Source organism: Citrobacter sp. wls757 (assembly GCF_005280935.1).
Classification (GTDB): domain Bacteria; phylum Pseudomonadota; class Gammaproteobacteria; order Enterobacterales; family Enterobacteriaceae; genus Citrobacter; species Citrobacter portucalensis.
Map to the genome: position 1 here is coordinate 347,830 of NZ_SZWU01000060.1, position 11,493 is coordinate 359,322.

Here is an 11,493-nt window from a genome sequence, read left to right on the forward strand (position 1 = left end):
ACTGACTTCCAGTTATATCCGTATTGCTGTTCAGAGATATTCAAATAAAAGCGTAGGTGGTGAGGTGTGGACTGGTCCGGCTGAAAATTGCCGACGTGTTTCCGTAAGGCCGGGAGAGCCAGCATGGATGCTGGCTCAGGGCGCGCTTTACAGGGACGTTACATCGCGCCCGGCCCGGTAGCCTGGAGGAATAAGCGGAGGGTATTGCGCAGCAACAATTTTCCTGCCGGGAGCCGGGATTGTAAAGGGCGTGGCGGAGAACGCCCTTTACACGTTCACTGGAGTCAGTGTTTTAGAGAAGCAATGCACATGAGGTGAACGGAACTCTTTCTCCTAGATAGCATGTTATTTACCTCCGCCAGCACAGGTTGATGCTTACTGAAACTGAGGCGCTAACTGACAGGCATTACCGCAGTTGCTGGGCAATATAATTACAGGTTGCGCATATTGTAATAAGGCACACCTAATTCGTCGGACTTGTCGCTGCCTGCACCCATATGATTAAAATCGAACGGGGACTGATCGTGCGCAGGGGGCATAATCATCGCGTCGCGACTGTTCTGGGTGGCAGGTTGCGCGGTCTGTTCCGCCATGCTCTGGCCCGAAACAACAAACAGCAGGGCCAGCATTGCATAAGACAGAAGTTTCATGATTTCCTCGGTTACGTCGTTAACTGGCGATTAGCAATTACATTGATTGAGTGGAAGCAAATAGCGTGATTCGCCGTGCATATTCGTCATACGGTACTTATGCGGCGGAACATCAAAATAGTTTTTGAATGTCCGGGTCAGCGTCTGCTGAGACTCAAAACCGTAACGCTCTGCCAGATAAAGAATGGGCTCGTTACTCTCTTTTAATTTTTGCGCTATTTCAGTCATTTTACGGCTGCGAATGTATTGACCCAGTGAATGGCCGGTTTCTTTTTTAAACATCCGTTGCAGGTGCCATTTGGAGTAACCTGAACGCTCAGACACTTTTTCCAGCGAGAGCGGCGATTCAAGGTTATTTTCGATCCAGTCCAAAATGCTATGAATAGTGATTGTGTCAGTATTGCGTCTGGACATCGTCATACCTCTTTCTGTTTACGGCAGGATTCTCTTAAGCAAGTGCTCAAGTGTGGCTACTTCATCCGCCGTTAAGTTTTTTGTTAATTCCTGGTGCAGGTCTTGCCCTACTAATTGATGACACTGCTCGCAAATTGCTGCGCCATGCTCAGTGAGTTTCACCAGCACGCCACGCTTGTCATGTGGATTCGGAAGCCTTTCGATCCAGCCTTTACAGGCCAGTCTGTCCAGCATCCGCGTCAGGGCGCCAAGGTCGACAGACAGCACTTTTTTCAATTCGACAGGGGTGATGCACACCGCGCAACGGATGGAGCAGAGCACCTTGAACTGCGATGCCGTGATATCCAGCGGTGACAGATAGTCGTTTAGCAAACGATCTTTTTTCTGATTAACCATATAGATCAAACGACCCAGTGGGATGATTTCGTTAAACAGATCACTGGTGTTTTTCACAATGGTTGCCCTGGCAAGTAGTTAGTCACGGCTGATATTATTGCTTAGGCAAATATAAGTCAAATGAATGAGTCAGCAAATGCCACGTTTTGTTAAATCATCAGACTCAACATCCGATGAGTGAAATTTTAACGATCTGATAATTATGGTTTATACGCGTGGATGAAAAATGAATCCTTACATCGCGAAAATGGCTTATCTCGCGGATTTCACCGTATACTTGCCGTTGACGATTAACGCACAGGAAAGATGACATTATGATGGACTTGTTTAAAGCGATAGGACTTGGGCTGGTAGTCCTGTTACCGTTGGCAAACCCGTTAACCACCGTAGCGTTGTTCCTTGGCCTTGCAGGCAATATGAACAGCGCAGAGCGTAACCGTCAGTCACTCATGGCGTCCGTTTACGTGTTTGCCATCATGATGGTGGCGTACTATGCCGGGCAACTTGTGATGAATACCTTCGGGATTTCGATTCCCGGACTACGTATTGCGGGTGGGTTAATCGTTGCGTTTATCGGCTTTCGGATGCTGTTTCCGCAGCAGAAGGCGCATGATTCTCCGGAAGCAAGAAGCAAGTCAGAAGAGCTGGAAGACGAGCCGACTGCCAATATCGCCTTTGTACCGCTGGCTATGCCAAGCACTGCCGGTCCGGGGACGATTGCGATGATCATCAGTTCCGCGTCAACCGTGCGTCATGGTTCCGAATTTCCGGACTGGGTGATCATGGTCGCACCGCCGATTATTTTTGCGGTTGTTGGGATTATCCTGTGGGGCTGTTTGCGCAGTTCCGGGGGGATCATGCGCCTGGTCGGCAAAGGTGGTATCGAAGCGATTTCTCGTTTGATGGGCTTCTTGCTGGTGTGTATGGGCGTGCAGTTTATTATTAACGGCGTGCTGGAAATTATCAAAACCTACGCTTAAAACACTGTGCCCGGTAATCGTTAATGTCTACCGGGCACATTTTTCACGAATGCTGAGGCTGTTCTTCCAGCGATACCGGCCATTTACGAAAGATAATCACCGACCATATCAACGCCACCACGGCAGGCACTGCGCCGACGTAACCAATCGTAGACATCGACCAGTGCAAACTCACCTGATTGCCTACCAGCGCACCAGCGCCAATACCGATATTAAAGATGCCTGAGAACAGCGCCATTGCGACGTCAGTGGCATCCGGAGCAAGCGCCAGCACTTTCACCTGCATTCCCAGACCTATCAGCATGATGGCGACGCCCCAGAAAATACTCAGGACAGCAAGGTGCATTTCGCTGTCAGCAGCCGGAAGTAACAGCACCAGGCATACCGTCAACAGGGCAATGGCACTGCTAATCAGCACGGATGCATGCAGATTCCCCAGCTTACCGAAAATGACGCTACCGACAATTCCCGCGCCACCCAGAACCAGCAACAGCACGGTAGCAAAGTTTGCGCTCAGACCCGCGACGGTCTGCACAAACGGCTCGATATAGCTGTAGGCCGTGTAATGTGCGGTGACCACAATCACCGTCAGTAGATACAGACTCATCAATGCGGGACGATGGAATAACACCGGCAGGCTTTTTAAAGAGCCGGAGTGCTCACTGGGTAGTTTGGGCAGGAGCTTTATCAGGCAAAGCAAGGTAACTAACGCCCCCATACCGATGGCGAAGAAGGTCGTGCGCCAGCCAAAATACTGACCGACGATACGTCCGATTGGCAGGCCAAGCACCATCGCCAGCGCGGTGCCAGTGGCAATCAGGCTGAGAGCCTGTGCACGTTTACCGGCAGGGGCCAGGCGGATCGCCAGCGATGCGGTAATCGACCAGAAAATAGCGTGCGCAAAAGCAATACCAATACGGCTAATTACCAGCACGGTAAAATTCCATGCCAGGAAAGAGAGCACATGGCTGGCGATAAACACAACAAACAGACAGATCAGCAGTTTTCGGCGCTCCACCTGACTGGTAAGTAACATAAAAGGGAGCGACATCAGGGCGACAACCCAGGCGTAGATCGTCAGCATGATCCCGACCTGAGCGGTCTGCATATTGAAGCTTTGTGCGATGTCGGACAGCAAGCCGACAGGAACAAACTCGGTGGTATTGAAAATAAAACCGGCAATGGCAAGCGTAACTACCCGTAGCCACGCGACCTTGCGGGAAACAGTGTCTGTTGTCATATCAAATAAGAGGATTAGCTGCGAAAAGGTAAGGCCACGATCTTAAAACGTTTGCTGGCGAAAATACAATCATTTTGTGATATGGATCTCATTTCATTGGCAGGGCGCCACAATGTGCTGCCGAACATTCCTCGGATTTTTAAGTATTTCAATAATAATGAAATTCCGGGCGTATGACTTCACCCGGATTTACAGGTATTCATGTTCTTTGAGGATTGCCAGTTACTCCAGGCTCTGTGATAACTGAGGGTTCAACACCTCAATAAACGCTTCCAACTGACGTGTCATTGCACCTCTGCGCCAGACCAGCCATGTATTCAGCCAGCGCCAGTTCTCGCTTAGCGGCCAGGCGTTGACCTGATGATGCCCTGGCATGCTCTCCAGCATCGATCGCGGGATCAGTGCGATACCCGCACCGGCAATGACGCAGGCCAGCATGCCGTGATATGACTCCATTTCATGAATGGTGCCGGGCATGGCGCGATCGGCATGAAACCAGCTTTCAAAATGGCGGCGATAGGAACAGTTGGCGCGAAAGGCGTAAATACTGCAACCGTTGACGTCGCTGGCCCGCTGAATGGGGGGATGGCCGTGCGGCGTCACGATCATCATCTCTTCACGGTAGACCGGCATTCCTTCAAGTCCCGGATGGGTAATTGGGCCATCGACAAAGGCCGCGTTCAATGTTCCGTCGAGTACGCCGTCCAGCATTGTGCCTGAAGGACCTGTCGCCAGCGCGAACTGAATTTTGGGGTAACGCTGATTATATTCAGCCAGCGTGGCGGGGATGCGAACTGCTGCTGTACTTTCAAGCGAGCCGAGAGAGAAGAGTCCTTGTGGCTCATCCCCGGCGACGACCATCCTGGCTTCCTCAACCAGTGCCAGGATCCGCTGGCTGTAGCGCAAAAAGTTGTGCCCGGATGGGGAAAGCCGCAGGCGCTGGTTTTCACGAATAAACAGATCAACGCCCAGGTCGGCTTCAAGCTGACGTATACGGGTGGTGAGATTGGATGGCACGCGATGCACTTTCGCGGCGGCCTGTGTAATACTGCCAGTCTCCGCGACGGCATTGAACATTTCCAGCTGCGTCAGATCCATAATCTTCTCTATTCGTGAATGGTATGGTTAATATTATTCATTTTTCAGAAAGAGTAAATATGCTCATGATATAACCATACCCTGCGATAAAGAGAGGCACTTATGACTATCACAGCAGCAACACATGCGATTTCCATTGACCCTGCCAGCGGTGAAAGGCTGACGGCGACGCCGTGGGCCAGCGCGGAAGAGATTGATCATGCGCTGAACCTTGCCGCGAATGGCTATAGCGAATGGAAACATACTTCCGTTGAGCACCGTGCGCAAACGCTGCACCAGATCGGGCAATCTCTGCGCCATCGTGCGAAAGAGATGGCGCAGTGTATCTCACGTGAAATGGGTAAACCCATTAAGCAGGCGCGTGCTGAAGTCGCCAAGTCAGCTGCATTGTGTGACTGGTACGCCGAGCATGGACCGGCGATGCTCAATCCGGAACCTACGCTGGTGGAGAATAACCAGGCAGTGATTGAATATCGTCCGCTAGGAACCATTCTGGCGATCATGCCGTGGAACTTCCCGCTATGGCAGGTAATGCGAGGTGCCGTCCCGATTCTGTTGGCCGGAAATGGCTACCTGTTAAAGCATGCGCCTAACGTGACTGGCTGTGCTGCAATTATTGCGCAGGTTTTCGCTGATGCTGGTGTACCCGCGGGGGTTTACGGTTGGGTGAATGCCGATAACGCCGGGGTCAGTCAGATGATCAATGACCCGCGTATTACGGCGGTAACGGTGACAGGCAGTGTACGTGCCGGTGCGGCGATTGGCGCTCAGGCTGGGGCCGCTCTAAAAAAATGTGTGCTTGAACTGGGCGGCTCCGATCCGTTTATTGTCCTCAATGATGCTGACCTCGATCTGGCCGTTAAGGCGGCGGTCGCTGGGCGTTATCAGAACACCGGGCAGGTTTGTGCGGCAGCCAAGCGCTTTATTATCGAAGAAGGGATTGCGGCAGAGTTTACTTCACGCTTTGTGGCCGCTGCGAGCGCGCTCAAAATGGGTGATCCGCTGAACGAAGAAAACGATCTGGGGCCGATGGCGCGATTTGATCTGCGTGATGAGCTGCACCAGCAGGTAGAAGCCACCCTTTCCGAAGGGGCACGGTTACTTCTCGGCGGGGAAAAAATTGCGGGTCAGGGCAATTACTATGCCGTGACGGTACTGGGCGATGTCACTCCAGAGATGACGGCGTTCCGCCAGGAGCTGTTTGGTCCGGTTGCGGCAATTACCGTGGCGAAGAATGCTGAACATGCCTTAGCGCTGGCGAATGACAGTGATTTCGGCTTATCCGCCACGGTGTTTACTGCGGATGAAGCGCTGGCGCAGAAGATGGCGTCACGCCTGGAGTGTGGTGGCGTATTTATCAATGGTTACAGCGCCAGCGATGCCCGCGTTGCGTTTGGTGGTGTGAAGAAAAGTGGCTTTGGCCGCGAACTTTCTCACTTTGGCCTGCATGAGTTTTGTAACGTGCAGACCGTCTGGAAAAACCGCCTTTGATGGTGTGGGTGCCTCCGCTGGGGGCACCTGTCTTATTTCTGCAATTTTTCTGTCATTTACTCTCAGTACACTCGCGGCTAACGCTTTGATACAGAAGAGTAATATGAACATAACGCAAATTTTCCATCGTCTAATACCCCGTCAGTTCGGTCTGTTAACCGGCATTTTTTGCATTATTGCGCTGTTCTCTGTTTTGCAGGTCGTGTCCTCCTTGATGCTCTCGGCCTCAGTCAGCGACGCACAGCATAATGAAGGGCGTAATCAACTCGCGCTTTTGCAGCAGGCAAAGGTCGATGAAGCGCGGGTGGCGTTATTATCTGCCAGCGATTTACTTAACCGTGCGGGAATTTATTTTATGCAGGATGCCGCCACCGGTTCGGACGGGAGTTGGCGTCCGTTAATGGAAGAGGCGTATCGGGCGCTGGCGCAGTCAAAAAGTGCATGGGATGCCTGGCGGGATATGAAGCCGCAGTCGGACCCGGGTCTAACGGAGAGCTATCAGCGTTTTTATAGCGGTATTCAGGAGCAGGCGGATGGGCTGATGCAGTCAGGTTCCATTGATGCGTTTTTTGCCGTACCCGTGCAGGCCTTTCAGACAGACTTTAACGGTAATTACGCGCGCTTTCAGCAGGACAGTGGGCGACATGCGGAAGCTGGGCGTCAGCAGCTGTTGACCAGTCTTGAGCGTTTACAGAATCTATTTTTGTTTATTCCTCTGGTGCTTGTGATTATCGCCTTTCTGGTCTGGCGTAGTATGTTCCGTTGGGTGATTATGCCGCTGCGACGGCTGATCGATCATATCGATATTTTAGCGGCGGGTGATCTTTCTCGGCCAGCCCCGCAGGTGAGTCAGTTTAATCGGGAAGTGACGCAATTAAGTTCGCGTATTGCTGCAATGCAGCAGGGGCTCTGCGCGCTGGTGCGGCAGGTGAATGATGCCACCACCGCAATGGTAGGAAATATCAACGAACTTGCGCAGAACAATAAACAGCTATACCAGCAGTCGGCAAAACAAAGTGAAGAGTTGAGCACTGTGACATCGCATATTTCGGTTCTGGAAACGCATGTTGAGGATAACAGTGGCTTTGCTGAACTGGCGAATCAACGCGCAGTGCAGGCGCGTGATATTGCGGCAGGTGGAGACCGAATGATGGCGACGGTAAATGCGTCAATGCAGGCGATTGTGACTCGCTCGTCTGAAATGCGAGGGATTACAACGCTTATCGACAACATTGCATTTCAGACGAATATCCTGGCTCTTAACGCGGCAATCGAGGCAGCACATGCCGGGGAGCAAGGGCGCGGGTTTGCCGTAGTTGCGAAAGAAGTTGGGCTGCTGGCGCGAAAAAGTGGTCAGTCTACGCAAAACATTCAGACACTGATTAAACACTCGTTACAGGGCATTGAAGAGGGCTTTCACGCGGTTAACGGACTGGATAAGAATTTGCAGCAGGTTATCGCACTGGTGGAAAACCTCGGCGCGTTACTGAACGACATTTCGACTGCAACGTTAAATCAGGGGAACAGTATTCATCAGTTAACCCGTCAGCTCCATGTCCTGAACGGCGAAGCCCGACAAACCAGTGATCTGGTGAATGCTGCATCTGATTCTTCCTTACAGCTTCACCATGAATCTAACCAGCTTATGCAGGCCGTGGCCAGATTCCGCCTTCCGGCCTGACGCTGCGTATTCAGCTCTGTTATACTCGCAGGCCTTTCATACCTGCGAGCAAGGAGCATGTTGTGGCCAGGGCCATGGACAATTCAATTTTAGAGACCATTGTGCAGCAGGTTCGTCCGCTGATTGGTCAGGGTAAAGTCGCTGATTACATTCCGGCATTAGCCTCCGTCGACGGTTCAAAACTGGGTATTGCTATCTGTACCGTTGATGGACAGCACTATCAGGCGGGAGATGCGCAAGAACGTTTTTCTATTCAGTCGATTTCAAAGGTGCTCAGTCTGGTCGTGGCGATGCGTCACTATCAGGAAGATGAGATCTGGCAGCGCGTCGGCAAAGATCCTTCCGGTCATCCTTTTAACTCCCTGGTGCAGCTGGAAATGGAGCAGGGTATCCCTCGCAACCCCTTTATTAATGCCGGGGCGCTGGTGGTTTGCGATATGCTGCAAGGGCGTCTAAGCGCACCGCGTCAACGGATGCTGGAAGTGGTGCGGGCATTAAGCGGCGTTTCGGATATCGCCTATGATGCGACGGTCGCGCGATCGGAGTTTGAGCACTCGGCGCGTAACGCCGCTATTGCCTGGCTGATGAAATCCTTCGGCAATTTTCACCATGACGTGCCCACCGTTTTGCAGAACTATTTTCACTACTGCGCGCTGAAAATGAGCTGTGTGGAACTGGCGCGGACTTTTGTCTTTTTGGCAAATCAAGGGCATGCCTTTCATCTTGCTGAGCCTGTGGTCACTCCGATGCAGGCCCGGCAGATCAATGCGCTGATGGCGACCAGCGGCATGTATCAGAACGCAGGGGAATTTGCCTGGCGGGTCGGGCTTCCGGCGAAATCTGGCGTGGGTGGCGGCATCGTGGCGATCGTGCCACACGAGATGGCGATTGCTGTCTGGAGTCCGGAACTGGATCCGGCGGGAAATTCACTGGCCGGTATCGCCGTGCTGGAGCAATTAACACAACAGCTGGGGCGCTCGGTTTACTGATGAAAACGCTCGATCCTCTTTTTGCCCGGCTGGCGAAATCAACGTTTCGCTCGCGGTTTCGTCTTGGTCAGAAAGAAAGGCAGTATTGTCTGGATAAAGGGGCACCAGTTATCGAACAACATGCTGCGGATTTTATAGCTAAACGACTGGCACCTGCGTTTCCCGCCAATGATGGAAAACAGACTCCTATGCGTGGTCACCCGGTATTTATTGCTCAACATGCTACGGCGACGTGCTGTCGAGGGTGTCTGGCGAAATGGCATGATATACCTCAGGGTGTAGCGCTAAACGATGAACAGCAACGTTACGTTGTCACGGTTATTTACCACTGGCTAGTGCTCCAAATGAACAAGCCATAGATAACATTATCCTATGATATGCCCCCTTGTGTTGTGTAATTGTTAAAAGCAGTATGAAGGGGTCAATCTAAGGAGAAACCATGGCTTCCGGCAAACCCTGCTTTGTGCTGAGCGCGGCACAGATTCTGTCGCGAATCGACGAGCTCAGCGATGTTCTTGAACAGTGCGTCAATGACGGCGCCTCCATCAGTTTTATGCTGCCCTTTAATCGGGAAAAATCAGAGCCTTTCTGGATGAAGGTCGCGCAAAGTGTTTCTCGCGGTGAACGGATCGTTCTTGGTACGCAGAATGCGCAGGGGGGGCTTGTCGGTACCGTCCAACTCATTATCGATCAACCCGAAAATCAACCTCATCGTGCTGATGTCGCCAAACTGCTGGTTCACCCTTCAGCGCGACGCGGTGGCCTGGCCCGTGAATTGATGAATGAACTGGAAAGTTGCGCGCGTCAACAAGGTAAAACGCTGCTGGTGCTTGATACGGCGACGGGCAGTGGTGCGGAGTTGTTCTACCACAATTGTGGGTGGAAAAAGGTAGGGGTGATACCTGACTATGCCCAAATGCCCGACGGGACGCTGACCGGAACCACACTTTTCTATAAAACGCTCTAATTTGTCGCCGGGGATTGATCAAAACAGGGTTTCAATGTATTAAAGTTTGCTAACCTATTGGACCAATTCAATCAGGTTGTATGACTAATCATAAAGGGAACCCATTGTGCAAACACTAAATCGTCGCGATTTCCCCGGTGCTCAGTATCCTGAACGCATTATTCAGTTTGGTGAAGGAAACTTCCTGCGCGCCTTTGTAGACTGGCAGGTAGATCTGCTCAACGAGCATACCGATCTGAACGCTGGTGTGGTCATTGTTCGTCCTATCGAAAGTTCCTTCCCGCCATCGCTGAGTACGCAGGATGGCCTCTATACCACTATCATTCGTGGTTTGAATGAGAAGGGCGAGGCCGTAAGTGATGCCCGTCTAATTCGTTCAGTTAACCGTGAAATCAGCGTCTATAGCGAATACGATGAGTTCCTGAAGCTGGCGCATAATCCTGATATGCGTTTTGTGTTCTCTAACACCACGGAAGCAGGTATCAGTTACCACGCGGGCGATAAGTTTGACGACGCGCCAGCGGTTAGTTATCCGGCTAAACTGACGCGTCTGCTGTTCGAACGCTTCAGCTATTTTAACGGCGCATTGGATAAAGGCTGGATTATCATCCCTTGCGAACTGATTGATTATAACGGCGATGCGCTGCGTGAACTGGTTCTGCGCTACGCTCAGGAATGGGCGCTGCCGGAAGCGTTTATTCAGTGGCTGGATCAGGCCAATGCATTTTGCTCCACGCTGGTGGACCGTATTGTTACCGGCTATCCGCGTGATGAGGTAGCTAAGCTCGAAGCTGAACTGGGCTATCATGATGCTTTCCTCGATACCGCAGAACATTTCTATCTGTTTGTCATTCAGGGGCCGAAGTCATTAGCCGCAGAACTACGTCTGGATAAGTATCCGCTGAATGTCCTGATCGTGGAGGACATCAAACCGTACAAAGAGCGCAAAGTGGCGATTCTCAACGGTGCTCACACCGCGCTGGTCCCTGTTGCCTGGCAGGCAGGGTTGGACACCGTGGGCGAGGCGATGAATGACGCTGAGATTTGTGCTTTCGTGGAGAAAGCGATCTATGAAGAGATCATTCCGGTACTGGATTTACCACGTGATGAGTTAGCTTCTTTCGCCAGCGCGGTAACCGGTCGATTCTGCAACCCGTATATAAAACATCAGCTGCTGTCGATTGCCCTGAATGGCATGACCAAATTCCGCACCCGTATATTGCCGCAACTGCTGGCAGGGCAACAGGCCAGCGGTAAGCTGCCGGCGCGTTTGACGTTTGCGCTTGCCGCGTTAATTGCTTTTTATCGTGGAGAGCGCAACGGTGAGTCTTATCCGGTTCAGGATGATGCGCACTGGATAGAGCGTTTTCAACAGCTGTGGTCCCAGCATCGCGATCGCCAGATAAGTACCGAAGCGTTGGTCAAATCTGTACTGGGTGTCAAAGAACACTGGGAACAAGATCTGACGCAGGTTTCTGGACTGGTGGAACAGGTCTCTGCCGATCTGGATACCATTCTGGCAAAAGGTATGCGTGAAGCCGTTAAGCCACTGTGCTAAGACGACTACCGACAACCCGGCTCAGGCCG

The 11,493-nt window shown here is 51.9% G+C and carries 12 protein-coding genes; 7 read left to right on the top strand and 5 right to left on the bottom strand.

The annotated features are described in order from the left end of the window. Positions 1–431: 431 nt before the first annotated feature. From marB to marR, 3 genes are read right to left on the bottom strand one after another with little or no spacing between them, the layout of a single operon-like run. A complete protein-coding gene (marB, locus tag FDW94_RS16555) occupies positions 432–650 on the bottom strand; it encodes a multiple antibiotic resistance protein MarB (RefSeq protein ID WP_003832934.1) in 219 nt (72 codons plus the stop codon). A gap of 30 nt (positions 651–680) precedes the next feature. Further along, positions 681–1,064 carry an MDR efflux pump AcrAB transcriptional activator MarA gene (marA, locus tag FDW94_RS16560; RefSeq protein ID WP_003032424.1) on the bottom strand — a complete coding sequence of 128 codons (384 nt, stop codon included), beginning with the start codon at positions 1,062–1,064 and terminating at the stop codon, positions 681–683. Positions 1,065–1,082: 18 nt separating this feature from the next. Continuing rightward, positions 1,083–1,517: a multiple antibiotic resistance transcriptional regulator MarR gene (gene marR, locus FDW94_RS16565; protein ID WP_003832935.1), complete on the bottom strand. Its 435-nt coding sequence runs from the start codon at positions 1,515–1,517 to the stop codon at positions 1,083–1,085. 257 nt (positions 1,518–1,774) lie between these two features. On the opposite strand from marR, the gene FDW94_RS16570 reads away from it, so the two are divergent. Next, complete coding sequence (locus FDW94_RS16570) at positions 1,775–2,440, top strand: MarC family NAAT transporter (RefSeq protein WP_003832936.1); 666 nt, start codon at positions 1,775–1,777, stop codon at positions 2,438–2,440. 43 nt (positions 2,441–2,483) lie between these two features. Here the strand turns inward: FDW94_RS16570 and FDW94_RS16575 are convergent, their stop codons facing one another. Together FDW94_RS16575 and FDW94_RS16580 are read right to left on the bottom strand one after the other, a co-directional pair. After that, a complete protein-coding gene (locus FDW94_RS16575) occupies positions 2,484–3,680 on the bottom strand; it encodes a sugar transporter (RefSeq protein WP_008784749.1) in 1,197 nt (398 codons plus the stop codon). 222 nt (positions 3,681–3,902) lie between these two features. Further along, positions 3,903–4,778 (bottom strand): LysR family transcriptional regulator, encoded by an 876-nt coding sequence (locus FDW94_RS16580; protein WP_137377904.1) that lies wholly within the window; start codon positions 4,776–4,778, stop codon positions 3,903–3,905. Between the two features lie 102 nt (positions 4,779–4,880). Here FDW94_RS16580 and sad point away from each other — a divergent pair, with 102 nt between their 5' ends. The 6 genes from sad to FDW94_RS16610 all read left to right on the top strand — a co-directional run bounded on the left by sad (position 4,881) and on the right by FDW94_RS16610 (position 11,464). Beyond that, entirely contained in the window at positions 4,881–6,269 is a 1,389-nt protein-coding gene (sad, locus tag FDW94_RS16585; RefSeq protein WP_137377905.1) for a succinate-semialdehyde dehydrogenase, read from the top strand. Between the two features lie 103 nt (positions 6,270–6,372). Continuing rightward, entirely contained in the window at positions 6,373–7,950 is a 1,578-nt protein-coding gene (locus tag FDW94_RS16590) for a methyl-accepting chemotaxis protein (RefSeq protein ID WP_137377906.1), read from the top strand. 62 nt (positions 7,951–8,012) lie between these two features. Continuing rightward, positions 8,013–8,939, top strand: coding sequence for a glutaminase B (gene glsB, locus FDW94_RS16595; protein WP_137377907.1), 927 nt, complete (start codon positions 8,013–8,015; stop codon positions 8,937–8,939). Next, on the top strand, positions 8,939–9,298 hold the full coding sequence (locus tag FDW94_RS16600; RefSeq protein ID WP_008784753.1) for a DUF4186 domain-containing protein: 360 nt from the start codon (positions 8,939–8,941) through the stop codon (positions 9,296–9,298). The genes glsB and FDW94_RS16600 overlap by 1 nt, the downstream gene beginning before the upstream one ends. 80 nt (positions 9,299–9,378) lie before the next feature. After that, positions 9,379–9,906 carry a GNAT family N-acetyltransferase gene (locus FDW94_RS16605; RefSeq protein ID WP_137377908.1) on the top strand — a complete coding sequence of 176 codons (528 nt, stop codon included), beginning with the start codon at positions 9,379–9,381 and terminating at the stop codon, positions 9,904–9,906. A gap of 106 nt (positions 9,907–10,012) precedes the next feature. Then, positions 10,013–11,464, top strand: a complete 1,452-nt coding sequence (locus FDW94_RS16610) for a tagaturonate reductase (RefSeq protein WP_137377909.1) — start codon at positions 10,013–10,015, stop codon at positions 11,462–11,464. Positions 11,465–11,493 lie beyond the last annotated feature (29 nt).